This window comes from Jannaschia rubra, assembly GCF_001403735.1.
GTDB lineage: Bacteria > Pseudomonadota > Alphaproteobacteria > Rhodobacterales > Rhodobacteraceae > Jannaschia > Jannaschia rubra.
On record NZ_CXPG01000020.1, the window covers coordinates 428,937 to 455,073 of the forward strand.

A 26,137-nucleotide genomic window follows, 5' to 3' on the forward strand; every position below is an offset into this window, starting at 1 on the left:
CATGCCCCCGGGACGGGAGCGGCGTGGTGGGCGATACTGGGATCGAACCAGTGACCCCTTCGATGTCAACGAAGTGCTCTACCGCTGAGCTAATCACCCCCTCACGACGAAACCACGGAACGGAATCCGTGGCCCCTTCGATTGGTGGCCGGTGGATAGATGCTTTCAACGGGTCGTGCAAGAGGGGTTTGTCAGAGTTTCCCCGCCGCCCTATCTTGCCCGCCAAGGAGGGGCCGCAGCCCGTGACGACCGCACCGTTCAACCTGATCCGGCCCGACGTCCCGGCAGCCCCCGTGGTGGTGGCGAGCCCCCATTCGGGCCGCTTCTACGACGCCGGATTCCTGCGGGCCAGCGTGCTGGACGCCGCGCGCATCCGCTCGTCGGAGGATGCCTATGTCGACCTCCTGCTCGACGGCATCCCCGCGCTGGGCGTGCCGGTCCTGTCGGCGGTGATGCCGCGCGCCTTCGTCGACCTGAACCGCGCGCCGGAGGAGCTGGACCCCGCCGTCGTCCACGGGGTCCCGCGCGGCCGGACCACGCCGCGCATCAGTTCGGGGCTGGGCGTCATTCCCCGCGTGGTGGCGCAGGGGCGGGCGATCTATCGCGGGAAGATCGGGCTGGAGGAGGCCCGGGCGCGCATCGACACCTGGTGGCGGCCCTATCACGCGACGCTGGAGGGCCTCATGGCGGAGGCGGAGGGCCGGTTCGGCCGCGCGATCCTGCTCGACATCCATTCCATGCCGCACGAGGCGATTGAGGGGGCGGGCGCGCCGGGGCAGGAGCCGCAGATCGTGCTGGGCGACCGGTTCGGCGCCGCCGCCGCGCCGGCGCTGATGGATGCGGCCGAGGCGGTGTTCACGGACCTGGGCCTGCGGGTCGCGCGCAACGCGCCTTTCGCCGGGGCCTATGTCACCCAGGCCTACGGCCAGCCCGAACGCGGGCGCCATGCCATCCAGATCGAGATCGACCGCGCGCTCTACCTCGACGAGGCGACGACCGAGCCCGGTCCGGAGTTCCAAGCGGTGCAGGCGATGATGACCGAGGCCATCGCGCGGTTCTGCGCGCAGGTCGCGCCCGCCCGGGACCTGGCCGCCGAATAGACCTCAGCGCAGCGCGCGGCCCTTGGCGATGGCCGCTGCGCCGAACCGTGCGCGGATCGCGTCGGTGGCCCGCTCGGCGGCGGCCCGGCGCGCGGCGCCCGGATCCAGCAGGTCCCCGCCCCGGTCGGCCGCATCGGCCGCGCAGAGGTCCGCCAGCCCCACCCCGATCAGCCGCGCGGGGCCGGGGCCGCCCAGCGCGTCGAACAGCGCCCGCCCCTCGCGGTAGATGCGGTCGGCCATCTGCGTGGGCTCGGACAGGGCATGGCGGCGGGTGATCGTGGTGAAGTTTGCGCGCTTGAGTTTCAGCGTGACGACCCGGCCCGCCAGATCACGCGCCTTGGCACGGGCCGAGACCTGTTCGGCAAGACGCCAGATGTGGCCGTCGAGGATGTCGGGGTCGGCGGTATCCTCATCGAAGGTCGTCTCCTTCGAGATGGATTTGACGGGGCGGTGGGCGCGGACGGGGCGCATGTCCTCGCCCCGCGCCAGATGCCAGAGGCGGTCGCCCATCGAGCCGAAGCGCCGCGCGAGGTCGGCGCGATCCCAGCGCCTGAGGTCCGCGATGGTGTCGATGCCCGCGCGCCGCAGCGATTCCTGCCCCACGGCGCCGATGCCGAAGACGATGCCCACGGGCTTCGGCGCAAGGAACGCCTCGGTCTCGGCTCGGCCGATGACGGAAAAGCCGCGTGGCTTGTCGAGGTCGCTGGCGATCTTTGCCAAAAACTTGTTGTGGCTGAGGCCGATTGAGCCGGTGATCCCGATCTCGTCGCTGATCCGCCGGGTCAGGCGGGCGAGCATCACCGCGGGCGGCGCGCCGTGCAGGCGGGCGGTGCCGGTGAGGTCGAGGAACGCCTCGTCGAGCGAGAGGGGTTCGATGGCGGGGGTCAGCTCCTCCATCATCGCGCGGATCTGGCGGCTGACCTCGACATAGAGGTCCATGCGGCCCTTGATGATGACCGCGTCGGGGCAGAGTTTGAGCGCCTTGAACATCGGCATGGCGGAGCGCACGCCGCGGATGCGCGCGATATAGCAGCAGGTCGTCACCACGCCCCGCCGCCCGCCTCCGACGATCACGGGCTTGTCGGCCAGTTCGGGCCGGTCGCGCTTTTCCACGCTGGCGTAGAACGCGTCGCAATCCATGTGCGCGATGGAGAGGTCGAAAAGCTCCGGATGGGCGGTGACGCGCGGTGACCGGCAGGCGGGGCAACGCGTCCCGTCGTCGAAGGTGGTCAGGCAGTGGCGGCAGAGCGCGGGCATCGGTGCAGTCTAGCCGGAGACGCAGGCAACGGGAACTGTCGCCGCGCCGGCGGGTTGGCTTCGTGCCGCATGACCTTGCGAAAGGACGGACCGATGCCCGACGTTACCCGCCCGCAGGATTCCCGCCGCAAGCGCCCCGCGCCCGGGGGGCCGGTGCCGGGTGGCGAAGACCTGACCCCTTCGGACGTGGCGCCGCACCGCTCGCGCGCGACATTCGGATGGGTGCTGGTCGCCGTGGTGATCGTGGTGGCCGCCGTCCTGATCGTCGTCTTCGCCGGACGCGCGCCCGACCTGTCCGACGGCGCGCCCGAAGCCGAGATCGTGGGCGAGGACGCCGTTGTCATCGTGCCCGAGGACTGACCCCGCGAACCCGTCGTTGCATCGCGGCCCCCGCTGACCCAGAGTGCCGCGACAACGGATCGCAGGGACGGATCATGGACGGGCAGGACGAGGTATTGGCTTTCGCGGGCGAGAACGCGGTGTTGATCGGCGTGGCGATCCTGGTGGTCGTCTGCATTCTCCTTGCGGTCCGGATCGTGCCACAGTCGGAGAAGTTCGTGGTCGAGCGGTTCGGCCGGCTGCGGTCGGTTCTGGGGCCGGGCATCAATCTGATCGTGCCGTTCCTCGACCGCGTGGCGCATCGCATCAGCATCCTGGAGCGGCAGCTTCCCAATGCCCATCAGGACGCCATCACCCGCGACAACGTGCTGGTCCAGGTCGAGACCTCGGTCTTCTATCGCATCCTGCATCCCGAAAAGACGGTTTACCGCATCCGCGACGTGGATGCGGCCATCGCCACGACGGTCGCGGGGATCGTGCGCGCCGAGATCGGGATGATGGAGTTGGACGAGGTGCAGTCCAACCGCTCCGAGGTGATCGCGAAGATCAAGGCGCAGGTGGCGGATGCGGTGGACGACTGGGGGATCGAGGTGACGCGCGCCGAGATCCTGGACGTGAACCTCGACGCGCAGACGCGGGACGCGATGCTGCAGCAGCTCAACGCCGAGCGGGCCCGCCGGGCGCAGGTGACGGAGGCGGAGGGCAGGCGCCGCGCCGTCGAGCTGGCCGCCGATGCGGAGCTTTACGCCGCCGAGCAGACCGCCAAGGCCCGCCGGATCGCCGCCGATGCGGAAGCCTATGCCACAAGCGTCGTGGCCAAGGCCATCGCCGAGAACGGGCTGGAGGCGGCGCAGTATCAGGTCGCGCTGAAGCAGGTGGAGGCGCTGACCGCACTGGGGCGCGGGACCGGGTCGCAGACCGTGGTCGTACCGGCCTCGGCGCTCGATGCCTTCGGCGAGGCGTTCCGCATGCTCAAGGGTCGCGGCTGATGCTGTCGGAATGGTGGGCCTGGGCGCTGGCGGCCGTCGTTTTCGGCATCCTTGAGGTGGTGGCGCCTACCCATATCCTGCTGGGGTTCGCGGTGGGCGCGGGCCTCGTGTCGCTGGGCCTCGCCTTCGGCCTGCTCGGGGCGCTGGCGGCGACGGGCAGCGGGGCGGCCTGGCTGCTTCTGGTTTTCGCGGTGCTGTCGCTCGGCGCCTGGCTCGTGCTGCGGCGCCTGTTCGAGAGGCCGGACGAGACGCCCCGGACGTTCGACCGCGACATCAACGACTGAACCGCTATCGGCACCAATCCATCCGGGCACGGAACGCCCCCGCCCGGATCGACGTTCCCCCTGCGACAACGAAGGAGGATCGACATGGTCAGGGAACCCGAGGACGCCCCCGTGCCCGAACGGTCGAAAGGCATTTTCTACGTCGGACTGGTGGTCGCCGTGGTGTTGGGCGCCGTCCTGCTCTTCATCATTCTGCCGAACATGATGACAGCCGCCGACGACGGACCGGCCGAAGGGGTGGACGGCATCGTCATGCCGTCGGACGACGGGTTGGTGGAAGGCGACGGCGACGAGATCGTGGACAACCCCGCGCTGGAGTGAGCGGCGCCGTCAGGCCCGCAGGTCGGCCAGGATCGCGCGGGCGGCGGCGGCCGGGTCGTCGGTCGCATGGATCGGCCGGCCCACGACGATGTGGTCGGCGCCCGCATCCACGGCCGCGCGCGGCGTGGTGACGCGCTTCTGGTCGCCCATGGCCGCGCCCTCGGGGCGGACGCCGGGCGTGACGATGAGCCTGCCCTCGGCCTGCGGCAGGGCGCGGATCAGTGCCGCTTCCTGCGGGGAGGCGATGACGCCGTCGGCGCCCGCCTCGAAGGCACGGGCGGCGCGGGCGGCCACGAGGTCGGGGATGTCGCCCGGCACGATCAGCGCCGCGTCGAGGTCGGAGCGGTCGAGCGAGGTGAGCACCGTCACGGCAAGGATCTTCATGGACCCCTTGGCCTGCGCCGCCGCCGCGACGACGGTCGGATCGCCGTGGACCGTCAGGAAGTCGAGGTCGAACCGCGAAAGGCCCCGCACGGCGGCTTCCACCGTGGCGCCGATGTCGAAGAGCTTGAGGTCGAGGAAGATGCGCTTGCCGTGTTCGTCCTTGAGCTCGTTGGCCAGCGCCAGCCCGCCCCCGGTCAGCATCCCCAGCCCGATCTTGTAGAACGACACCGCATCGCCCAGCCGTTCGGCCATGGCGAGGCCCGAGAGCGCGTCGGGCAGGTCGAGCGCCACGATCAGGCGGTCGTCGGAACGGGTGGTGTCGGTCATGCTGCCTCCGCCGGTCGGGTCGGTCGGGGCCTAGGTCAGGGCGCGGCCGCTGTCCAGCCGGTCAGGCCTGCGACCGGGCGGTCAGGGCGCGCACGGCATCGGCATGCGTCCAGAGCGGATGGGCGGGAATGGAGAGGTGCTGGCGCAGGACCCGGCCGCTGCGGTTGCGGCGAATGGCGACGCCATCGACGCGCCCGGTCAGCGGGTCGAACCTTATGTCGGCGATCCGTATCAGACGGTGTGCGGTCATCCCGGTCCTCCTTTACCCAGGGGCAACGCCGGCCGAGACGAGATGGTTGCGATTCAGTTACGAAGGCCGGCCATCCGTCGGACAAGGCGCCATTCTTCGGGCGTCACGGGCTGCACCGACAGGCGGCTGTTGCGGACCAGCGCCATGTCCGAAAGCTCCGGCGTGTCCTTGATGCGCGCCAGCGTGACGGGGCTGGGCAGGGGTTCGACCGCGCGCAGGTCGACGCATTCCCACCGGGGGTCGTCGGTGGTGCTGTCGGGATGGACCGCCGCGCAGACCTCGACGATGCCGACGACGGCCTTCTCGTCCTGGCTGTGGTAGAAGAAGCCGAGATCGCCCACGGCCATGTCGCGCATGAAGTTGCGGGCCTGATAATTGCGGACGCCGTCCCATTCCTCGCCCGCGTCGCCGCGCGCCACCTGGTCGTCCCAGGACCAGACGCCGGGTTCCGACTTGAACAGCCAGTGATTCACCGCGACAGGACCCGGTTCCAGGTCACGATCCGCACTTCGGCGAACAGGCCGGCGGTGGCATAGGGGTCGGCGGCGACGAAAGCCTCGACATGGGCGCGGCTGTCGGTGTCGAAGACGATGAGGGAGCCGCACATCTCGCCCGTCGCGTCGAGCAGCGGCCCGGCCTGCACGATGCGCTCGTCGGCCTTGACGCGGGCCAGGTGGGCGTCGCGGTTCGCCTTGCGGACGTGCAGGTGGTTGGGCTTGTCGGTGCAGATCAGGGCGTGGAGCATGGTCATTCCTCGGTCAGGTCACGGTCCAGAAGGGCCTTCATCGCATCCTTGACCGTGACGCGCCCGGCGACAAGGGCCGCCGTGGCTTGGGTGACGGGCATGTCGACGCCGTGGGTTTCCGCCAGCCGCAGGGCGGCCGTGGCGGTGGCGGTGCCTTCGGTCGTGGCGTCGGGCGGGGCGTCGCCGTGGCCGATCGCATGCCCCAGGGCGAAGTTGCGCGACTGCGGCGACGCGCAGGTCAGCGCGAGGTCGCCCAGCCCCGAAAGGCCCATCAGCGTCTCGCGCCGGGCGCCCATGGCGGTGGCGAGGCGCATCATCTCGGCCATGCCCCGCGTCATCAGGGCCGCGCGGGCCGAATCGCCCAGGCCCGCGCCGATGGCCGCGCCGCAGGCGATGGCGACGACGTTCTTCAGCGCGCCGCCGAGTTCGACGCCCGCCACGTCCGTGGTGCGGTAGAGGCGCAGCGTCGGTGTGGAGAGGAGGGTCTGGAGCGCGGCACCCGCCGCTTCGTCGATGCACCCGAGCGAGAGGGCGGTGGGCAGGCCGCGCGCGATGTCGGTGGCGAAGCTGGGCCCCGAGAGGATGGCGGGAACGGCACCGGGAAGCGCCGCGCGCAGGATGGCGGTGGGTCCTTGCAGGGTGGTCAGGTCGACCCCCTTGCAGGCCGCGACCGCATGGCGCGGGGTCAGGCCGAGAGTGGGCAGCGTGGCGCCCAGCCTCTGCATCGGGATCGCCAGCAGCAGCGTGTCGCACTCGCGCAGGTCGGCGGGGTCGGCGGTGGGGTGGATGCCGGCCGGAAGAATCACGCCGGGCAGGCGCGGCAGGGTGCGGGTGCCGCGGGCCGCCGCCATCGTCCCCGCGTCGCGCCCCCAGAGCCGCACCTGCCGACCCGCGCGGGCCAGCGTGACGGCCAGGGCCGTCCCGAAGGCACCGGCACCCACGACGCCGATCACGCCTTGGCCCCGCGCTTGCCCGACCCCAGCATCGGCGTCGCGCCCTCGTCGAGCGGCCACCGCGGGCGGGCAGCCAGGGTCAGGTCGTCGCGGTGGCCCAGCACGAGCCTTTCCGCCCCCGCCCAGGCGATCATCGCGGCATTGTCGGTGCAAAGCGCCAGGGGGGGTGCCACGAAAGGCACGCCCGCCGCCCGGGCCACGTCGCGCAGTGCCGCGCGCAGGACGCCGTTCGCCGCCACCCCGCCCGCGACGGCGAAGGCGGTGACGGGCGCCCGTGCCAGCGCACGGCGGGATTTCTCGGCCAGGACGTCGCGCACGGCGTCCTGGAACCCGGCGCAGATGTTCGCGCGGACGGCGCGCGGCAGGCCGCCGTGGTTCGACACCGCCGCATCGCGAGCGCGCAAAACGGCGGTCTTCAGGCCCGAGAACGACATGTCGCAGCCCGGCCGGTCAAGGAGCGGGCGGGGCAGGCGCAGGGGGGCCTCGGCCGTCATCGCGCAGGCTTCGACCGCGGGGCCGCCGGGCTGCGGCAGGGCCAGAAGGCGGGCGACCTTGTCGAAGGCCTCGCCCGGGGCGTCGTCGATGGTGCCGCCGAGGCGGGTGAAGGCATCCGGCCCCTCGACGCGCAGGAACTGGCAATGGCCGCCCGAGACGAGGAGCATCAGGTAGGGGAAGGCGAGCCCGTCGGTCAGCCGCGGCGTCAGCGCGTGGCCCGCAAGATGGTTCACCCCGATCAGCGGCAGGCCTGATGCCGCGGCCAGCCCCTTGGCGCACATCACCCCCGCCAGCACCCCGCCGATCAGGCCCGGCCCGGCCGTCACGGCGATGGCGTCGCAGTCGCGCAGGGCGAGGCCCGCTTCGGCAAGGGCCTGACGGACAGCGAGGTCGATCTTCTCGGCATGGGCGCGGGCGGCAATCTCGGGGACGACCCCGCCGAAGGCCGCGTGCAGCGCGTCCTGCCGCAGCACCACGTCCGACAGGATCGTGCCGCGCCCGCCCGCCCCGCGCCGCACCACGGCCGCCGCCGTGTCGTCGCAGGAGCTTTCGAGCCCCAGAACGGTCAGATCTTGTGCCAAGGGGCGTCCCGGTCCAGTGTCGCGGCCCGCGGGGAGCGGGGCGCATCGCCGACCCGTCTAGCGCGGGGCCCGTCCCGTCACAACGCCGGAGGCCCGCCATGCCCGACCTGCCCGTCCTGCTGACCCGCCCGCAAGCCGACAGCGAGCGTCTGGCCGGATCCCTGCGTGCGGCGGGCGTCGGGCGCGTGGTCGTGTCGCCCCTGTTGCGGATCGTGCCGGAGGGGACGCTGCCGGAGTTCTCGGGGGGCGTCCTCCTCACCTCGGCCAACGCGGTGGCGGCCTTCCGGGCGCTGGACGGGCCGCGAGGCCTGCCGGCCTGGGTCGTGGGGCCGCGCACGGCCGAGATGGCGCGCAGGGCCGGCTTCGACGTGCGGCTGGAGGCGCCCGATGCCGCGACGCTGCTGCCGCAGGTGCCGCAGGATGCGCCGCCGCTGGTGCATCTGCGGGGCGCGGTGGCTCGGGTCGATCTGGCGGCGGCGCTGCGGAAGCGGGGGATCGCGGCGACGGATGCGGTGCTATACCGGCAGGACGCGCTTGATCTGAGCAGCGAGGCGCGGGGGCTCCTGCGGGCGGGGCCGGTGCTGGTGCCGCTCTACTCCCCCCGCAGCGCGGCGCTGTTCGCGGCGGCCTGTCCGCCGGAGGCATGGCCGTCGGTACGCCTCGTCGCGCTGAGCCCCGCCGTGGCCGAAGCCGGGCCGGTGCCCCCCGTTGCGGTGGCGGATCGGCCGGACGGCGAGGCGATGATGCGCGCGATCCTCGCGAATTTGGCTGCGATGGAAGGTTGAGGGGCGCGGGGGGACGGTCTAGGTATCGTTCCTATCGGTCTGATGCGGCAGTCGCGTCGGGTCAGCCAGCCGGGAGGGGTGCCGTGGCGCGCAAAACCAGACGATCCACGTCAGCGGACGAGACCGGCACGCCCGAGACCGGAAACCTGACCGAGGACAAGGCGGCCGACCGGGCGCTGCCCGACGACGTGCCCCCGCCCGACCCGCGAAAGGACGAGGCGCGGACCGAGGACGAGGATGCGACCGCCGAGGGGAAGCCCGACCTGCCCGACGACGTGCCCCCGCCGGACCCGCGACAGGACGAGGCGCGGCCCGAGGACGGGGAGGTGACCGCCGAGGGGAAGCCCGACCTGCCCGACGACGTGCCGCCGCCCGACCCGCGACAGGACGAGGCGCGGGCCGAGGACGGGGAGGCGACCGTCGAGGGGAAGCCCGACCTGCCCGACGATGTGCCCCCGCCGGACCCGCGACAGGACGAGGGGCGCCCAGAGAACGGGAATACGACCGCCGGCCAGGACGCGAAGGCGGACCGCCCGGCGGGCACGCTGCCTGCGCCGGTTCCGCCGACGGATGACGCGCGGCGCGGCCCGGGGTTCGTGCCTCTGGTCTTGGGCGGTCTCGTGGCGGGCGCCATCGGATATGCCGTCTCGGCCTTCGTCGTGCATCAGGACGAGGGGTTGGACCCCGCGCGGATCGACGCGTTGACGGCGGAAGTCGCCGCCCTGCAGGCGGTCGAGCCGCCGGAGCCGGTGGACCTGTCGCCGCTGAAGCAGGGGCAGACCGACCTGTCGTCGCGTCTGGATGCATTGTCCGATCGCGTCGGCGCCCTGGAAGACCTGCCGGAGCCGCGCACCGAGGCGGAGGCCACGTCGACGGCCGAGGCAGTGGTCGACCCGCTCGAATCGACCCTGGACGACCTGTCGTCGCAGGTGGCGGACCTGTCGGACCGGCTGGACGAGCGTGTCTCGACGCTGGAGACGGATCTGGGGGAGGCCACCTCCGGTCTGGACGACGTCCGGGCGCGTCTGTCCGAGGTCGAGGCCGGGCTGGAGGAAGCGCGGACGAATGCCGCCGCCGTGCGCGACCAGTCGCAGGCCCGCGCGGAGGAGACGGCGCGCAACCAGATCCGGCTCGCGCTGCAATCGGGCGCCCCCTATGTCGAGCCGCTGACCATGCTGGAGGGCGAGGCGCCCGCCGCGCTGGCCGGACCCGCCGAGACCGGGGTGGAGACGCAGGCGGCGCTGGCGCAGGCCTTTCCGCCGCTCGCGCGCGATGCCCTGCGCGTGGCGCGCCGTGCGCAGGAGGCGACCGGGGTGGGGTCGCTGTTCCGCAACACCTTCAACCCCCGCAGCCTCGAGCCGCGCGAGGGCGACGATCCGGACGCCGTGCTGAGCCGGGCCGAGGCCGACGTGCGCGCGGGCGACCTGGACGCGGCGCTGGCCGAGGTCGAGACATTGCCGCCGGATGCCCAGGCCGTCCTCGAGGGATGGATGGAACGTGTTCGGACGCGGGCGGCGGCATTGTCGGCCGCCGACGATTACCTTCAGGACGGGTGAGGATTTCAGATGCTGTGGTCGCTTTTCAAGATCCTCCTGTTCGTGGCGCTGGTCGCGGCGCTGGCCTTCGGGGTGCAATGGGTATTGTCCGTCTCGGGCGAGGTCATCCTGACCTTCGACGGGTCGGAATACGTTTTGCCCCCGCTCGTCGTCGTGATCGGCGTGCTGGTGCTGATGCTGACGCTCTGGGTGGTGTTCAAGCTGGCCGGCCTGCTGCTGGCGACGCTGCGGTTCATCAACGGCGACGACACCGCGCTCAGCGCCTATTTCGACCGCCATCGGGAGCGGAAGGGCTATGCCGCGCTGTCCGACAGCCTGATCGCGCTGGCCTCGGGCGAGGCCCGGGAGGCCGCGGCCAAGGCGGAGAAGGCCGAGAAATACCTGCAGAATCCCGAGGTCACGACGCTGGTCGTGGCGCAGGCGGCCGAGGCCGCGGGCGAGAAGGACCGCGCGCGCGAGGCGTGGAAGACGCTCGTCACGCATGAGCGCACGCGCTTCGTCGGCGTGCGCGGCCTGATGCGCCAGAAGCTGGAGGAAGGCGATACCACGACTGCCATGAAGCTGGCCGAGAAGGCCTTTGCCCTGAAGCCTCGGCACGTCGAGACGCAGGACACGCTGCTGCGGTTGCAGGCCCAGGACGAGAACTGGGACGGCGCGCGGCGCGTCCTGACGGCCAAGCTGAAATCCGGGGCGCTGCCCAAGGATGTCTACAAACGGCGCGAGGCGGTGCTGTCGCTGGCCGACGCGCGCGACCAGCTCGCGTCGGGCAACGCCGAAAAGGCCCGCGCCGAGGTGCTGGAGGCGAACCGCCTGTCGCCGGAACTGGTCCCGGCCGCAGTGCTTGCGGCGCGGATGCACATCGAGGCGGGCGAGTTGCGCCGCGCGTCCAAGGTGCTGCGGGCCGCACGCGCGACAACGCGGCATCCGGACCTGGCTGCGGCCTTTGCCGACATCCAGCCCGACGAGACGCCGGAGGCGCGCATCAAGCGGTTCCAGCCGTTCCTGAAGGTCGCGCCGGATGCGCCGGAGACCAAGATGCTGGAGACTGAACTCTACCTCGCGGCGGAGGATTTCCCCGGCGCGCGGCGTGCCCTGGGACAGCTTTACGAGACGCATCCGACGACCCGGTCGCTCAGCCTGATGGCCGCGATCGAGCGGGGCGAAGGCGCGTCGGAAGCGGTGGTGCGCGGCTGGCTGGCCAAGGCGCTGAGCGCGTCGCGGGGGCCGCAGTGGGTCTGCGACGTCTGCGGCACGGTCCATGGCGACTGGATCCCGGTCTGCACGAACTGCGAGGCCTTCGACAGCCTGACCTGGAAGGAGCCGCCGACGGGTGCCGCGTCGCGGACGGTGACGTCGGACATGCTGCCGCTGCTCATGGGCCCGCAGGCGGGGCCGCCCGCCCCGGCCGCGGCAGGTTCGGATGACGCGGCCGTGCCACAGGTCACGGAGCCCGAGGTTCCGGACGCGGAGGAGGTGGCCGAGGGACCGCCCGAGCCCGTCGTGACCTCGCCCCCCGTCAACCCGGCCGTCGTGGGCACGACCCGCGACGTGGACGAGCCGGTGACGCTGCCCCGCCGCTGAGCCCGCGATTTCGCGCGCGGTCTGTGCATTTCGGGGCTGGAAACGGCCCCGGACCCCTGCTAGGGACGCGCCACGGCGCCGCAGTAGCTCAGCTGGTAGAGCACCTCATTCGTAATGAGGGGGTCGGGGGTTCGAGTCCCTTCTGCGGCACCATCTGTCATCTGGATGATCCCTCGGTTTCGGGCATATGTCCTGACGTTGCGTGGCAGAGTGCCGGTGCTACGGACGGAGGCTGTTGTTCCGGGAGGAACAGCGGTCCCTGACGGAAGCAGCCCCTGCGATCTGTTGCAGCGGCGCCAATGGACCCCGATCAGTACCCGCGCCATCCGCGCATCGAAGGTCGTGCCGGGTCGGGTATCCGCAGAGGGATCCCGTCCGGCCCGGCGTCCTACAGATCCCGCGCGATCCGTTCCGCCAGCCTCAGCCAGGCGGCTTCGTGGGCGGCGATGATGGCGGGGTAGCTGGCGATGTCGGCGACGGGAACGGTGATGGCGAAGTTGCCGACGCGGTCGCGGCCGACCTCGGACTTTACGGCAAAGGTTCCGTTCAGGCGCAGTTGGCTGTTCGAGGAGACTATCATGTCGTCCACGAAGACCGACACCTCGGCTTCGGGAAAGCCCGACAGGGGCCAGGGTTCGGTGGCCACGCGGGCGTCGGTCATCGTGTTCAGGTGACGGGTCAGGGCGCCCTGCATCGCGCGGTCGGGCAGGTCGGCCCAGAGGCGCGACGTGTCCGTCAGCAGGCTTCCGTCGGGCTGCTGGATCGGGATTTCCTGGTTCAGCGCGTATTCCGGCACCGACACGCGATTCATCTGCACCGTCTGGGCGGCCACGTTGACGCGGATGTCCGTGATCACGGGCGGCGGCGTGAAATACTGCGTCTGGCCGCAGGCGGCGAGCAGAAGGGGAAGGGCAAGGGGCAGCATCTTCGACATGGCATCACCGTCCGAGCAAGAGGGAGTTGGGGTTGCGTTCGATCGTCCGCGAGAGGGAGCTTACGTCTTCGGCCGCCCGGACCGCGGCGCGAAGGGCGGAATAGAGTTCCGTGTTGATCCGGCTGCCCTGCCCGTAGGCTTCGAGCATGCCGCCGGCCTGATCGCCCAAGGCCGTGAAGCGCGCGACGAGGGCGGGAAGGTCGCCCGAGGCCACACGCAGGCTGTCGGCGGCAGAGGCGGTGGACCGCAGGGTGGAGTTGAGGTTGTCGAGCGTGCCGCCCGTGCGGATCGTCTCGAGCGTCAGGCGCATCTCCTCGAGCGTCTGGGCCAGCACGACGGGGACGTCGTCCGCCTCGTCCGAGGAAAGGAAGGCGTCGGCGGTCGTCATGAGCTGCGTCGTCGAATTGACGAGCCGGTCGAGCGCCAGGTCATTGGCCTTGACGGACAGGCGGTTGAGGTTCGCGCCCAGGGTCTCGGCCTCGGCCATGACCCGTTCGGCAGAGGCGGCGAGGGTGGGCAGGTTGGCGGTACCGTCGGCCAGGGACGCGGCCGCGGCGCCCGCCGTCTCGATCGTCTCCGCGAGGCTTGCGGCGACCCCGCTTTCGGTCAGGGTCTGCGTCAGGTCTCGCAGGTCGCCGGTGATCGTCTCGATGTCGAGAAGGACGGAGGCCACCTGCGGCGAAGCGACGATGGCGCGCCCGTCGCGGACGAGACCCAGCACCTCGGAGGGGATCTCGCGCGTGGCTTCGTCGGATGCGATGCGGTTCGCGCTGTCGAGGAGGTTGGTGGCGGAGGCCAGCAGTTCCTCGATCGGCAGGTCGTTGATCCGTTCCAGCACGGATTCCGCGCTGGCGGTCAGGCCCTGGATGTCGGCGGGAACGGTGGGAATGAGCGGGTTGGCGGCCACGCCGATCTCCAGCCCGGGGGCGGCCGCGACCTCCGGGTCGTCGACGAGCTCGATGGCAAGGTCGCCCCCGAGAAGCGACGTCGAGACCAGCTTGGCGCGCATCCCTTCGGCCACGAGGCCGTCGATGAAGTCGATGCCGTCCAGGTCGTTGCTCATCATCTCGAGGCCCATCTGCGCGGGCTGCAGCGCCAGGACGGCCAGAAGCTGCACCTGCCCGTCGGGATCGTCGGGACGGATGAAGCCGGTGATGGACGTGACCCGTCCCACGGTCACGCCCTGGTAGCGCACCGCCGCCCCGTCGGTCAGCCCCGAGGCCGCAGAGGGGAAGACAGCGCCCAGGAGGATGGACTTGCGGTCCGGCGTCTCGAACGTCGAGGCGCGGGCGGCGGTCTCGTCCTCGTAGATGTCGTAGACATGGCCCGGACGGATCGGCTCGCCCCCGGAGATGAGCGTGTCGAAGTTGACGCCGCCTTCGAGGATGGAGGCGATGGAGCCGATCCGCAGTTCGACCCCGCCCGCGCCCAGGGTGGCCGTCACGCCGGATGCGTCCCAGAAGCGGGTCGCGGTGGAAAGCTGCCGGTCGTAGGGCGCACGGATGAAGGCGTCGACGCGCACTTCGCTGCCGTCCGCGGTCAGGCGGGGGGCCGCGACCTCGCCCACCTCGATCCCGCGATAGAGGATCGGGGCGCCCGAGCCGAGGCGGGAGCTGTCCTGGGCCCGGAGCGTGATGGCCGTTCCGCGCACGCCCGGGGGGACGATCGGCGCGCGTTCGTCGCCGATGAAGGCGGTCTTGGCCTCATCCATGGTGCTGTCCCAGGTGCCCTGGATGTAGGTGCCCGACAGGATGGTGTTCAGGCCCTGCACGCCCCTGGCGCTGACCTCGGGCTGGACGACCCAGAAGCTCGCGTCGTCGTCGAGGTAGGGGGCGATGCTGTTGTTGACGCGGATGAAGACGTTGACCTGGCTCAGGTCGGCGGTGAAGCCCACGTCTTCGACCACGCCCACCGTCACGTCGCGATAGCGCAGCGTCGTCTGCCCCGCCGTGACGCCCGAGGCATCCGGAAAGGCCACCGATATAAGCACGCCCCGGTCGGACCAGGATTGCCAGGCGATGGCGAGCGCCACGAGGATCGCCACGATCGGCACGAGCCAGACGGCCGAGACCATGCCGCCGCGGCGTCCGGTCCGTTCGGCGACGGGGGTGGCGGGGCGGTCGGAGGGGTCAGTCATGAAGCGCTTTCATCGGATATGATCTCGATCTCGTCCCAGATGCGGCGGCTGTCGAAGCTGAGCGCCGAAAGCATGGTGAAGACGACCGACAGGGCGAAGCAGACGGCCGCGATGCCGGGGTTGATCGTCGCGATCAGGTTGAATTGCACCAGCGCGACCAGGATGGCCACGACGAAGACGTCGATCATGGACCAGCGGCCGATGAACTCGACGATCTCGAACAGGTGGAGCATGTGGCGCGGGCGATACCCACGGGAGCGGCGGACCATCACGGCGAGATAGCCGATGGCGATGAACTTGCCCACGGGGATCATCACCGAGGCGAAGAAGACGATGCCCGCGACCGCATAGGCCCCGTGGTGCATGAGCTCGATCACGCCGCCGACGATGGTGGCGTCGGAGGCGAGGCCGACGGTCCGGGTAATGAGCATGGGATAGAGGTTCGCGGGAATGTAGAACAGCAGGCCCACCAGCCACCATGCCCAGACCCGTTGCAGCGACGTGGGGTCGCGGCTTTGCAGCCCGCCGCCGCAGCGGGGGCAGACCTCCGTATCGGCGGGCCAGACGCGAGTGCAATGGCGGCATCCCACCAGTCCCGCGTCCAGCGCCGTCAACGCGGCGAGTTTTTCGCTGCCGTGTCGAGCGCCGTCCATATCGAATGCTTGCTCATCTGCGTGTCCTGAAGCGCCGTTATGAAGACGATGGCGGCGAAAGACCAGAACGCAGGTCCCATCGACAGGGTGGCCAGATCGGCCAGCTTGACCAGCGCCACGGCCACGCCGACCATGAAGATCTCGGCCATGGCCCAGGGTTTCACCGTCTCGGACAGGCGCAGCATGAGGGCGGCGCAGGGCAGGGGCGCGCGCTCGATGGCGAGGGGGCCGAGCGCCCAGAGGATGGCGGCGAGGCGCCCGACGGGCAGGATGATGACGAAGAAGGCCACGGCGATCGACAGGGGCGCCATGATCCCTTCGGAAAAGCTCATGACCGTCTCGAAGACCGAGGCCCGGCTGGTGAAGACGCCGTTTCGCAGTTGCAGGAACGGGTAGAAGATCACGATGGTCATGAGCACCAGAGAAGTGGCGGCCAGCGTGACGATGCGGAGGATGGCCTCCGGCCGGCCGACGGCGATCACCGTCCGGCAACGGACGCAGCGCAGCCGGATGCCGTCGGGGATCTCGTCCACCACATGCAGCGCGTCGCAGACCGGGCAGCAGATCAGGTCTTCCAGCGCAGCGGGGTCTGCCCCGTCCATCAGTAGTCCCGTTCGTAGAACAGGCCGAGCGCCGTTCCGCCCGCGGCGCCGGCCGACCCACGCACCGTCAGGTTCGGCGAGACGTCGAGGTTCAGCGAAATCGCAGCCTCGCCGTTCTGGTCGACCTGCACGTCCGTATAGACGTTGTCCGACAGGTACTTGCCTGCCCTCAGCGCCACGTTCCCGTCGTCGTCCGTGGTGATGTCGAGATCGTCGAGCCCCGCACTGCCGCGCAGGTTATCGAGCAGGCCGCCGCTGCTGCGTCCGGCGAGGACCGCGATGGAGTTGGCCAGTTGCAGGGCCTGCAACGGCGACAACTGGTCGAGCCCGCGACCGAAGAAGATCTGGGCCACGACTTCTTCCTGCGGGACTTCGGGCACCGACTCGAAGGTCACGCCGATGTCGTCCGCCGGCCCTTCGATCACGATGGATGCGGTGATCGTGTCCGTCTGCGTCGTCGCCACGAGGCGGATGTAGGGCACGAGGCTGCCCTGAAAGCTGATCCGACCTTCGTCGAGATCGAACCGCTGTTCCAGGATATCGAGGCGTCCGCGGACCAGCTCGAACCCGCCCGAGGTGATCGGGTTCTTCGTCGTTCCCATGAGGCGCAGCGTGCCCCCGAGTTCGGCGTCGAGTCCCCGGCCGCGCACGAAGATGCGGCCCGGCGCGTTGATCGTGAGGTCGAGGCCGTAGGCCGGCCCCGCACTTTCCGCACGGGCGGCCTCGGCGCGGGCTTCCTCGGTCTGGCCCGCGCGGGCGAGCGTGCGCTGGACGGGACGCGGCGTGCTCAGGTGCCGGATCTCGGGCAGATCGCCCACCGCCGTCAGGCCGGAGGATGGGACCGCGATTTCCGCGCCGTCGATATTGATGACCCCGCCGATCGTCGCCCCGCCGGTGAGCGGGCCGGTGACGGTCACGCGACCGTCGAGGTCGGCGGTATAAAGCGACGGATCCTCCAGCGTGATGTCGAAATCCGCCACCAGGTTGGCGTCGAACGGCGGCGACAGCGTGACCGGGCCGGTGACGGACAGGCGCCCCCCGGATTGGGGCGATGCGCTCAGGTCCACCTGGGCCCGACCCCCGGTCAGCGTCACCGTGGCGTCGATGGCCTCGAGGCCGTTGCGCAGCGTCGGCAACGACAGGGCCGCGCCCGAGGTGGTGATGCGCCCCGAGACGCTGTCGAGCGAGGGCGGGCCGTTCAGCGTCAGGTCGAAATTCGCGGTTCCGGCCAGCCGGCGCGGGGCCAGCGCCGCATTGGCGAGGCCGAGCGGCGCGGAGCCGTCGACCGACAGGTTCAGCGTTCCGTCGGTGCCGATGGTGCCGTCCACCGCCGCCTGCGTGCCGGAGGGACCTTGCAGGTCGATGTCGATGGCATAGGCATCGCCCTGGCCGCGCGCGGTGCCCGAAACGCGCAGCGGCCCGGAGATGCCGGTCAGCGGCCCGATGTCGGGCACGGCCAGCGTGAACTGCGCCTGCGGAGCCTGGCCGGTCAGCGTGCCGCTGGCCGTCAGGGTTGAACGGAGAGGGCCGGAAGCGTCGAGGTCGACCGCCCACTGTCCGTCCTGCTGGAACAGGCGGCCCGAGGCGGAGAGCGCGCCGTTCAGACCTGGAACGAAGGGCGAGACGTCAGCGGCCGACAGGCGGAAATCGAGCGCGGCATCCGGCCCCGTGGCAATGCCGTCCACGGCCGCCGACAGGCCCTGCGCGCCGTCGACCGTCGCATCGACCTGCCACTGGCCGTCGGTCTGGCTGGCGGTGACGGCATAGGTCAGCGGCCCGCGAAGCTGCGGCGCGAGCGCGGAGCTTTCGGGGATCCGGCCGCTGGCCTCGATCGCCGGCGCGTCGCCGGTCAGGTCGACCGTCGCATCCACCGTGGCCGCATAGGGGCCGGTGCCGTCCAGGTCGATGAGAAAGCCGTCGTCCGTCTGCACCGCCTGACCCGTGACCGACAGGCCGCCGGGCACGGGGGCAAGTTCGCTCAGGTCGGGCACGTCGGCGGTGAAGTCGACGACGAGGGGCGAGGCCGTCAACACGGTCTCCGCCGTCACGACAGCGCCGAACGGCCCGCGTGCCGTGACCTGGGCCATCCAGTCGTCGGCCGTCTTCGCCACGCGGCCGTCGACATCGAGCCTGCCTTCGACGGCGGGCACGAAGTCGGAGATCTCGGGCACGGTGCCTGCGAACTCCACCTGCGCGGACTCGCCCGTCACCGGGCCTTCGGCGCGCAGCGTGATGCCGGAGGGGGCCTCGGCGCGCGTATCCAGCACCCAGGCGCCGTCTTGCTGCGCCAGCGTCCCGTCGAGCGTGACCGCGCCCCGAAGGGCCTCGATCGTCTCGACGGCGGGGACGGGTCCGCTCAGGTCGGGCAGGTTGGCCGAGAAGGCGATGCGCGCCGCCTCGCCCGTGACGGGGCCTTCGACGGTGGCGGTGGCGTTCCAGGGGCCGGTGGCGTCGGCGTCGAGCGACCAGATGCCATCCCGTGCGAAGGCCCGGCCTTCGAGGGTGACACCGCCCGGAACGCCCGGCGCGAAGGGTTCGAGATCGGGCACGGTGGCCGAGAACTCCACATCGGGGGCCTCGCCCGTCAGGGTGCCGGAGGCGCTGAGGGCGATGCCCTGAGGGGCCCGTCCCTCGACCGTGCCCTGCCAGACGCCTGCCGCATCCTGCGTCAGGTCCGCCGACAGGTCGACCGGGCCGTCGAGCCGCGGGTCGATCGCGGTCCCGTCGGCCAGACGGGCCGACAGGGTCGCGCGGCTGGTCTGTCCGTCCTGCCGCTGGGCGGCTTCCTCGGCAAGGAGGGCGGCACTGCCTTCGACGCTCAGTTGGGCGTTGGAGAGGTTCAGATCGTCGACGAAGGTTCCGTCCACCGTCCGCCGGGTTTCGAGCGCGAGCGTCGTCTCGCCCGACAGCACCGCGTCGGCTTGCGGGATCCCCAGGCCCAGATCCCGGGTCCGCGCCCCGAGGGTCAGGTCGAACGTTCCGGCCAGCGGGGAAAAGTCGCCCGTCACCGTCGCGTCGGCCGAGCCGGACAGGTCGCGGCCCGCGACGCCGGAAAGGCGGGCAAGGTCGTCGACCATGACGGAGAGGTCCATGCCGATGTTCAGCGGATGCTCCGGATCGGCACCGGCGATGGTGACGCTGCCGTCGAGCCCGTAGCCCGCGCCGTCGAGCGACAGGTCGCCGAGCCGCACCGGCTGGCCCCTGTCCCACGCGAGATCGGTGGAGAGCGTGACGGCGTCTCCCACGGCGCGGGCCAGATCGGGGTCGGCGAAGTCGAGCCCGTCGAGCGCCGCCTGGATCGCGGCGGTCGCGCCGGTGACGGCGCTGTCGGCACGTTCCAGCGTGCCCGTCGCGGTCAGGTTGGCGGTCTCCAGCGACAGCGCGGGGCTGTCGTAGTCCTGGAGCGAAAGATCGAACCGCCAGTCGTCGGAAACGCTTGCGTCCTGACGGACGGTAAGGCTGGCCTGACGTATGCGCGCGTCGGAGGAGGTCGGAAGCAGCACGGGCGTCCCGTCGTCGGAGGCGATGCTGCCGGTCAGGTCGATGTATTCGGGCCAGCCGTCCGCGCCGATCCGCGCTTCGCCCGAGAGGTCGAGCGCCTGCGTGTCCACCTGCAGCCAGTCGAGATCGATGCCGCCGCCGTCGCGTTGCAGGCCCTGCGCCACAAGCTGCACGTTCTCGCCGAAGAAGGGCTTGTAGCGCGGCGCGAAAAGCTCGGTCACGTCGCCGCCCAGATCGACGTCGAAGCGGCGGCCGTCCTCCGTGCCGGTCAGCGTGACCTGCCCGGCCAGCCGGTCCTGTCCGTCGGAGGCCAGCGCGATGTCGGCCGAGAAATCGTCGAGCGGCCCGTTTCCCTTGACCGTCAGGTCGATGGCCGGGTCGCCCGGCAGTTGCAGCAGGGTGGCCGCGACGCCTCCTTCGGGTTCGCTGATGTCGAGGTCGATGGACAGCGGCTGGCCCTCGCCACCGTAGGACGCCTGGATGGAGTAGCGGCCGGCGGTCTCGTCGATGCGCTGCGCCTCGATGCTGATCGATCCGGCGCCGTCGGCCAGTTGCGCCGTCGCGTCGAGCGTCAGGGCGAGATCCTGCCCCAGAAGCGGTGCGCCCAGTTCGATGCGGTCGGCATGGAGTGCCTCGATATCGACCGCGACCGGGAGTTCGGGCAGCGAGAAGCCCGAGGCGCCCGCGTCGGGCAGGCGGTCCACCCCCTCGGGCGGCAGGGGCGTGCGTTCGACCACGATGCGCGCGGCGGAGAGTTCCTCCACCTCCAGCCGCCCACGCAGGAGGGCCGAGCGGTTCCAGTCGAGGACCACGTCCTCCATCCGCAGCCAGGCGCCTTCCTCGTCGGAGATCTGCAAAAGGTCGATGGAAGCGCGGGACGACAGCGCCCCTTCGAACCCGTCGATGCGGATCTGCAGGCCCGGCGACGACAGGTTGTCCTCGATCAGGCCGGCGATGAACCCGCGGTCGCGATCCTCCTCGCTGTCCTGCGCGAGGGCCGGATGCGGGAGGGCGAGGGCGAGAGCCATGGAAAGCGTGCGTGTCTTCATTAGAATGCCTGCCCTATGCCGATGTAGACCTGCACGCCGGACGGATCGTCCGGCCCCGAGACGGGAAAGGCCACGTCGAAGCGGATCGGGCCGATGCCCGTGTCGTAGCGGATGCCGAGGCCCGCGCCCGACTGCGTGTCGCCGCCCGAAAAGTCGCTGTCGGGGCTGACGAGGCCGAAATCGGCGAAGCCCACGACACCGATCTTCTCGGTCACCTGCTGGCGCACCTCGGCCGAGAGGCCGGCGAAGGACTTGCCGCCGACGACCTCTCCACTGGGAAGCGTCACGCCGAGGGACTGGAACTCCTGCCCGCGCACGGTGCCGCCGCCGCCCGAGAAAAACAATGTGTTCGCCGGCACTTCGTCGAGATCGGGGCCCACGACGCTGCCCAGTTGCAGCCTGGCGGCCAGGACGGTGCCGTTCTCGGCCCCGAACCCCTGATAGCCGCGCAGGTCGCCCCTGAAGACCGCGCCGCTGCCGCCCGTCTGGAACCCCGCGAAGGGGCGCAGCCCGGCCTCGACGTAGTAGCCGTCGGCCGGGTTCAGAAGGTCGTCGCGCCGGTCGTAAGTCGCGGTCAGGGGCAGCGAAAGGATCGAGAACTCCCGCTCGCCGAAGGCATCGGTGTCGCGGCTGTATTCGTAGCCCACGCCGTAGGAATACTGGAACTCGTCGGACACGATGCGACGGGCGCCCGCCTCGATATAGGCGCGGTCGGTGGTGAACTTCGGCTCGTCCAGGCTTTCGACGCCCCCGTTCACGAAGAGGTCCGTTTCGGGATTGAAGGTCGCCGGGCGGTTGTAGGCGAAGTTGATGCCATAGTCGGCGCCGCCCTCGTCGGCGCCGATGTCGTTCACTCCGCCCTCGATCCGCAGGCTGTCGGCATAGCCGGTCAGGTTGCGGTGCAGCCAGTAGGCGGTGGTCGAGATCCCCTCGTTCGAGGAAACCTCGGCCCCGAACCCGAAGCGGCGGGGCAGGCGCTCGACCACCTGGACGGTCATGGGCAGGGTATCGCCGGGCCCGATATCGTCGGCTTCCGTGATCGAGACGGAGCTGAAGGCGCCGGTGCGTTGCAGGCGGCGGGCGGATTCCGCGACTTCCTCCGGGTCGAAGACGTGGCCCTGCCGCAGGTCGGCCAGGCGGGAAATCTGACGGGTGTAGACATCCTCGTTGCCCGTCACGGCGACGTTGCCATAGACGAGCCGCGGCCCGGGGGCGACCGTCAGCCGCGCGTCGAGGACGTCGGCTGCGTGGTCCGCGACGATGTCCTGGCCGGCAATCTCGGCCTTGGCGTGGCCGATGGCGCGCCACGCCTCGACCCCGGTGCGTGCGGTCCGCCGCAGGATGTCCGTGCCGGCGGGCTGGCCTGTCGCGAAGCCTTCGGGAAGTTCCGTGCCGGGCGCCAGGGGGGCGATCTGCGTGGTGCGGAACAGGAACCGCGGCCCTTCCTGCACGCTGATCGTGACGGTGCCGACGGGATCGGTCGATCCGATGGTCGGCAGGTTCGCGGCCTCTACCCCGTCCACCTGAATCGAGATGACAGGGCCGAAATGCCCGGCCTCGAACAACACGGCCAGCAATCGGCGGTAATCCGCCTGCGCGGCCGCGACCAGGTCGCGCCGCTCGGTCTGGCCGTCTTCGACGGCGCCGACGACGAGCGACGCATTCCGCAGGCTGTCCCGCAGGTCATCGTCTTCGGGGAAGGCAAGATTGACGGTCGCAGCCCGAAGGGGCACCGCAAGCAGCAGCAGGGCAAGCCCGGTGGCAGTCACAAATCTCACGATGGTCTCGTCCCGTTAGCTTGCCGGCACTTGCGCCCGGTCAGGGTGTGCAATGCCTGCGCATCCTCGCAGGTTCCCTATCATCCTGAAAGACGCAGTGAAAGTTCGGCGCAGGTCCGCAATGTTGCAAACGTGCACGGACGGGAACCCGATGGCCCACCCGGTGTTTCGCAGCCACGACGTCCCGGCCGTCGGACATACCGCGCAAGGAGGCGCGCGTCCGGCGGAACGGGACGTCGGATCGCCGCGCCTGTCCTGCCAGACTTACGCAACGGTTGCGCGTTGGCCTTTCAATCGACATCGTGTGCCGATGGACGATACTTCCCCCTTCGACGAGATGCTGCGCCCGGACGGATCGGTGCGCGACGCCTATCGCGCCTTCGAGGCGTGGTTCTCCTCCGAACGACCGGGCGATCTGCGCGCCAAGGCCCGCGAGGCCGAGGCCGTGTTCCGCCTGACCGGGATCACCTTCAACGTCTACGGCCAGGCCGAAGCGGGCGAGCGCCTGATCCCCTTCGACATCGTGCCGCGCATCATCGCCGCCCGCGAGTGGGCACGCCTCTCGAAAGGGATCGAGCAGCGGGTGCGCGCGCTGAATGCCTTCCTCCACGACATCTACCACCGTCAGGAAATCGTGCGCGCCGGGCGCCTGCCGGTCGGGATGATCGCGCGCAACGACGCCTATCTGAGCGGGATGATCGGGGTGGAGCCGCCGGGCGGCATCTATACCCACATCGTCGGCATCGACCTGGTGCGGACGGGGCCGGACCAGTTCTACGTGCTCGAAGACAACGCACGCTGCCCCTCGGGCGTCAGCTACATGCTCGAAAACCGCGAGACGATGCTGCACATGTTCCCCGAGCTGTTCTCGGCCAACAGGGTGCAGCGCGTCAGCCGCTATCCCGAGACGCTGCACGCAAGCCTTGCCGCCTGCGCGCCGAGGATGTGCGAGGGTGACCCGACGGTCGCGGTGCTGACGCCCGGCATCCACAATTCCGCCTATTACGAGCACAGCTTCCTGGCCGACCAGATGGGCGTCGAACTGGTCGAGGGGCACGACCTGCGGGTCGTGGACGGCCGCATCGCCATGCGGACGACGCAGGGGTATCGCGCGATCGACGTGCTCTATCGCCGGGTCGACGACGATTTCCTCGACCCGCTGAACTTCCGCCCCGACAGCCAGCTGGGCGTGCCGGGCATCTTCGACGTCTACCGCGCGGGCGGCATCACGATCGCGAACGCGCCGGGAACCGGGGTGTCCGACGACAAGGCGATCTACAGTTACATGCCCGAGATCGTGGAGTTCTACACCGGCGAGAAGCCCCTGCTGGAGAACGTGCCGACGTGGCGCTGCTCCGACCCCGACAGCCTGGCCCATGTCCTCGACAACCTGGAGGAGCTTGTGGTCAAGGAGGTGCATGGATCGGGCGGCTACGGCATGCTGATCGGCCCCACCGCGTCGAAGAAGGACATTCGGGAGTTCCGTCGCAAGCTGGAGGCGCGGCCCGGCAACTACATCGCGCAGCCGACGCTGGCCCTGTCGACGACGCCCATCTTCACTAGGGCCGGTCTGGCGCCCCGGCATGTGGACCTGCGGCCCTTCGTGCTCGTCAATCCGAACGGTATCGAGATCACGCCGGGCGGGCTGACGCGCGTGGCGCTGAAAAAGGGGTCGCTGGTCGTCAACTCCTCGCAGGGGGGAGGCACCAAGGACACCTGGGTGCTGGAGGACGAATGATGCTGGGCAAGACCGCAGGCGGGCTCACCTGGCTGTTCCGCTACATGGAGCGGTGCGAAAACCTCGCCCGGCTGGTCGAGACCGGCCAGAGGATCGCGCTGACCCGGCCCGACCGGGCCGAGAGCGAATGGGCCGGCGTGCTGAAGACCGCCTGGGCCAAGCCCGGCTTCGACGCCCACAACGATGCCGTGACGGGCGAGGCGGCGGTGGACTGGCTGCTGCGAAGCCCCGACAACCCCTCCTCGGTGCTCAGCTGCATCGAGAACGCGCGCATGAACGCCCGGCTGGTCCGCACGGCCCTGACGCGAGAGGTCTGGGAGGCGGTCAACGAATGCTGGATGACCCTGCGCCGCGAGTTGCAGCGCAAGGTCGCGCCCCGCGACCTGCCCCGCGTGCTCGGCGTCATCCGGCAGCGGTCGGCCTTCGTTCGCGGATCGCTGACCGGGACGATGCTGCGCAATGACATTTATAACTTCGCACGGCTCGGCACCTTTCTGGAACGCGCCGATGCGACGGCCCGGCTGCTCGACGTGAAATACTACGTTTTGCTGCCCTCGGCCGCCGGCGTGGGCTCGACCCTCGACAACGCGCAGTGGGAGATGATCCTGCGGTCCGTCTCGGCGGAGGGGGCGTTCCGCATGATCCACGGGCGTACCCGCCGGCCCGCGGCCATCGCGCGGTTCCTCATCCTCGACGGACGGCAACCGCGCGGGTTGTCGTTCTGCTATTCCAAGATCGGAAGCAATTTGAACCATCTGGAACGGGACTACGGGGCCCGGTTGCCAAGTCACGACATGGCAGACGCCATGTGCGAGGATCTGGAGCGCGCGACGATCGAGGACATCTTCGATACCGGCCTGCACGAATTCCTGCAGGACTTTCTGAAACGCAACGCCGAACTGGGCGCGCAGATCGAGCGCGACTACAGGTTCTTCGCATGACCGCGCGCCTGTCCATCCGCCACACCACTACCTATCGCTGGTCGGAGCCGGTGACCTATGCGCTGCAACAGCTTCGCCTGACGCCGAAAAGCCGGGCAGGCCAGACCGTGCTGGACTGGACCACCGAGGTCGAGGGCGGCCGGGTCGAGGCGACCTTCGATGACGCCCATGCCAACCAGACCCAGCTCGTGTCCGTCGATGCCGGCCAGCGCGAGGTGACCATCACGGCGCGCGGCACAGTCGAGGTCGAAGCCCGCAACGGCGTGGTCGGCGCGCAGAAGGGGTTCATGCCGCTGTGGATGTTCCTGCGACCCACCGATCTGACGCGGCGGGGGCCGGGGACCATGGCGCTGGCGCGCGAGGTGCGCGACGTGGCCGACCCGCTCGAGCGGATGCACGCGCTCTCGGCGGCGATCCGCGACCGGGTGGCCTTCGACACCACGGCCGCCGAAGTGACGCGTACGGCCGAGGATGCCGTCGCGGCCGGCGCCGGCGTCTGCCAGGACCATGCCCACATCTTCCTGACCTGCGCGCGCCTTCTCGAGGTGCCGGCGCGCTATGTCTCGGGCTACCTCAAGATGGACGACCGCGACGAGCAGGACGCCACCCACGCCTGGGCCGAGGCGCATCTGGAGGGTCTCGGCTGGACCGGGTTCGACGTCTCGAACGTGATCGCGCCCGACGACCGCTACGTTCGCGTGGCGACGGGGTCGGACTATTCGGACGCGGCCCCCGTGACGGGCGTCCGCCAGGGCGCGGGGGAAGAGACGCTGGACGTCCACCTGTCCGTCCGCCAGGCCCAGCAATAGCGTCGCCTGTTCCCGAGTCCCCGGCCGGACATTGACACGGCGCCGTGC

At 70.5% G+C, this 26,137-nt stretch carries 24 protein-coding genes and 2 tRNA genes; 12 read left to right on the top strand and 14 right to left on the bottom strand.

The window, feature by feature from the left end:
- Positions 1-24: 24 nt before the first annotated feature.
- A tRNA-Val gene (locus JAN5088_RS11750) sits at positions 25-99 on the bottom strand.
- A gap of 143 nt (positions 100-242) precedes the next feature.
- Between JAN5088_RS11750 and JAN5088_RS11755 the strand changes: the two genes are divergently transcribed.
- Positions 243-1,100: an N-formylglutamate amidohydrolase gene (locus JAN5088_RS11755; protein ID WP_055682996.1), complete on the top strand. Its 858-nt coding sequence runs from the start codon at positions 243-245 to the stop codon at positions 1,098-1,100.
- A gap of 3 nt (positions 1,101-1,103) precedes the next feature.
- Here the strand turns inward: JAN5088_RS11755 and JAN5088_RS11760 are convergent, their stop codons facing one another.
- On the bottom strand, positions 1,104-2,357 hold the full coding sequence (locus tag JAN5088_RS11760; RefSeq protein WP_055682997.1) for a DNA polymerase IV: 1,254 nt from the start codon (positions 2,355-2,357) through the stop codon (positions 1,104-1,106).
- 93 nt (positions 2,358-2,450) lie between these two features.
- On the opposite strand from JAN5088_RS11760, the gene JAN5088_RS11765 reads away from it, so the two are divergent.
- The 4 genes from JAN5088_RS11765 to JAN5088_RS11780 all read left to right on the top strand — a co-directional run bounded on the left by JAN5088_RS11765 (position 2,451) and on the right by JAN5088_RS11780 (position 4,290).
- Positions 2,451-2,717, top strand: a complete 267-nt coding sequence (locus tag JAN5088_RS11765; protein WP_055682998.1) for a hypothetical protein — start codon at positions 2,451-2,453, stop codon at positions 2,715-2,717.
- Between the two features lie 74 nt (positions 2,718-2,791).
- On the top strand, positions 2,792-3,685 hold the full coding sequence (locus tag JAN5088_RS11770; RefSeq protein WP_055682999.1) for an SPFH domain-containing protein: 894 nt from the start codon (positions 2,792-2,794) through the stop codon (positions 3,683-3,685).
- Positions 3,685-3,969 carry an NfeD family protein gene (locus JAN5088_RS11775; protein WP_055683000.1) on the top strand — a complete coding sequence of 95 codons (285 nt, stop codon included), beginning with the start codon at positions 3,685-3,687 and terminating at the stop codon, positions 3,967-3,969. Before JAN5088_RS11770 ends, JAN5088_RS11775 begins: the two co-directional genes overlap by 1 nt.
- A gap of 84 nt (positions 3,970-4,053) precedes the next feature.
- Positions 4,054-4,290: a hypothetical protein gene (locus JAN5088_RS11780; RefSeq protein WP_055683001.1), complete on the top strand. Its 237-nt coding sequence runs from the start codon at positions 4,054-4,056 to the stop codon at positions 4,288-4,290.
- Between the two features lie 9 nt (positions 4,291-4,299).
- Here JAN5088_RS11780 and pyrF read toward each other — a convergent pair whose 3' ends face one another.
- The 6 genes from pyrF to tsaD form a co-directional block, all read right to left on the bottom strand.
- Positions 4,300-5,001, bottom strand: a complete 702-nt coding sequence (pyrF, locus tag JAN5088_RS11785; protein ID WP_055683002.1) for an orotidine-5'-phosphate decarboxylase — start codon at positions 4,999-5,001, stop codon at positions 4,300-4,302.
- 61 nt (positions 5,002-5,062) lie between these two features.
- Positions 5,063-5,251, bottom strand: a complete 189-nt coding sequence (locus JAN5088_RS11790; protein ID WP_055683003.1) for a hypothetical protein — start codon at positions 5,249-5,251, stop codon at positions 5,063-5,065.
- Between the two features lie 53 nt (positions 5,252-5,304).
- The gene (locus JAN5088_RS11795; protein WP_055683004.1) at positions 5,305-5,724 is read right to left on the bottom strand and encodes an EVE domain-containing protein; all 420 of its coding nucleotides are present in this window, start codon (positions 5,722-5,724) and stop codon (positions 5,305-5,307) included.
- Positions 5,721-5,996 (bottom strand): YciI family protein, encoded by a 276-nt coding sequence (locus JAN5088_RS11800; protein WP_055683005.1) that lies wholly within the window; start codon positions 5,994-5,996, stop codon positions 5,721-5,723. Before JAN5088_RS11800 ends, JAN5088_RS11795 begins: the two co-directional genes overlap by 4 nt.
- 2 nt (positions 5,997-5,998) lie before the next feature.
- A complete protein-coding gene (locus tag JAN5088_RS11805; protein WP_055683006.1) occupies positions 5,999-6,949 on the bottom strand; it encodes an NAD(P)H-dependent glycerol-3-phosphate dehydrogenase in 951 nt (316 codons plus the stop codon).
- A complete protein-coding gene (tsaD, locus tag JAN5088_RS11810) occupies positions 6,946-8,025 on the bottom strand; it encodes a tRNA (adenosine(37)-N6)-threonylcarbamoyltransferase complex transferase subunit TsaD (RefSeq protein WP_055683007.1) in 1,080 nt (359 codons plus the stop codon). The genes JAN5088_RS11805 and tsaD overlap by 4 nt, the downstream gene beginning before the upstream one ends.
- Before the next feature lie 98 nt (positions 8,026-8,123).
- On the opposite strand from tsaD, the gene JAN5088_RS11815 reads away from it, so the two are divergent.
- The 4 genes from JAN5088_RS11815 to JAN5088_RS11830 all read left to right on the top strand — a co-directional run bounded on the left by JAN5088_RS11815 (position 8,124) and on the right by JAN5088_RS11830 (position 12,100).
- Complete coding sequence (locus JAN5088_RS11815; protein WP_055683008.1) at positions 8,124-8,810, top strand: uroporphyrinogen-III synthase; 687 nt, start codon at positions 8,124-8,126, stop codon at positions 8,808-8,810.
- 83 nt (positions 8,811-8,893) lie between these two features.
- Complete coding sequence (locus JAN5088_RS11820) at positions 8,894-10,366, top strand: COG4223 family protein (RefSeq protein ID WP_055683009.1); 1,473 nt, start codon at positions 8,894-8,896, stop codon at positions 10,364-10,366.
- A 9-nt stretch (positions 10,367-10,375) separates the two neighbouring features.
- Entirely contained in the window at positions 10,376-11,947 is a 1,572-nt protein-coding gene (locus JAN5088_RS11825) for a heme biosynthesis protein HemY (protein ID WP_074962470.1), read from the top strand.
- Positions 11,948-12,024: 77 nt separating this feature from the next.
- Positions 12,025-12,100: transfer RNA gene (locus JAN5088_RS11830), tRNA-Thr, on the top strand.
- 235 nt (positions 12,101-12,335) lie between these two features.
- Here JAN5088_RS11830 and JAN5088_RS11835 read toward each other — a convergent pair.
- The 6 genes from JAN5088_RS11835 to JAN5088_RS11860 are packed head-to-tail and all read right to left on the bottom strand — an operon-like array spanning position 12,336 to position 22,601.
- Positions 12,336-12,881 (bottom strand): PqiC family protein, encoded by a 546-nt coding sequence (locus JAN5088_RS11835; RefSeq protein WP_055683010.1) that lies wholly within the window; start codon positions 12,879-12,881, stop codon positions 12,336-12,338.
- A 4-nt stretch (positions 12,882-12,885) separates the two neighbouring features.
- A complete protein-coding gene (locus JAN5088_RS11840) occupies positions 12,886-15,018 on the bottom strand; it encodes a PqiB family protein (protein ID WP_055683011.1) in 2,133 nt (710 codons plus the stop codon).
- Positions 15,015-15,671 (bottom strand): paraquat-inducible protein A, encoded by a 657-nt coding sequence (locus JAN5088_RS11845; RefSeq protein WP_055683012.1) that lies wholly within the window; start codon positions 15,669-15,671, stop codon positions 15,015-15,017. Before JAN5088_RS11845 ends, JAN5088_RS11840 begins: the two co-directional genes overlap by 4 nt.
- Complete coding sequence (locus JAN5088_RS11850; protein ID WP_055683013.1) at positions 15,629-16,273, bottom strand: paraquat-inducible protein A; 645 nt, start codon at positions 16,271-16,273, stop codon at positions 15,629-15,631. Before JAN5088_RS11850 ends, JAN5088_RS11845 begins: the two co-directional genes overlap by 43 nt.
- On the bottom strand, positions 16,273-20,823 hold the full coding sequence (locus JAN5088_RS11855) for a translocation/assembly module TamB domain-containing protein (RefSeq protein ID WP_055683014.1): 4,551 nt from the start codon (positions 20,821-20,823) through the stop codon (positions 16,273-16,275). The genes JAN5088_RS11850 and JAN5088_RS11855 overlap by 1 nt, the downstream gene beginning before the upstream one ends.
- Complete coding sequence (locus JAN5088_RS11860) at positions 20,823-22,601, bottom strand: autotransporter assembly complex protein TamA (protein ID WP_082429977.1); 1,779 nt, start codon at positions 22,599-22,601, stop codon at positions 20,823-20,825. The genes JAN5088_RS11855 and JAN5088_RS11860 overlap by 1 nt, the downstream gene beginning before the upstream one ends.
- A 310-nt stretch (positions 22,602-22,911) precedes the next feature.
- Here JAN5088_RS11860 and JAN5088_RS11865 point away from each other — a divergent pair, with 310 nt between their 5' ends.
- From JAN5088_RS11865 to JAN5088_RS11875, 3 genes are read left to right on the top strand one after another with little or no spacing between them, the layout of a single operon-like run.
- The gene (locus JAN5088_RS11865; protein WP_055683016.1) at positions 22,912-24,339 is read left to right on the top strand and encodes a circularly permuted type 2 ATP-grasp protein; all 1,428 of its coding nucleotides are present in this window, start codon (positions 22,912-22,914) and stop codon (positions 24,337-24,339) included.
- On the top strand, positions 24,339-25,280 hold the full coding sequence (locus JAN5088_RS11870; protein ID WP_055683017.1) for an alpha-E domain-containing protein: 942 nt from the start codon (positions 24,339-24,341) through the stop codon (positions 25,278-25,280). Before JAN5088_RS11865 ends, JAN5088_RS11870 begins: the two co-directional genes overlap by 1 nt.
- Positions 25,277-26,089: a transglutaminase family protein gene (locus JAN5088_RS11875; RefSeq protein WP_055683018.1), complete on the top strand. Its 813-nt coding sequence runs from the start codon at positions 25,277-25,279 to the stop codon at positions 26,087-26,089. Before JAN5088_RS11870 ends, JAN5088_RS11875 begins: the two co-directional genes overlap by 4 nt.
- Positions 26,090-26,137: the final 48 nt, after the last annotated feature.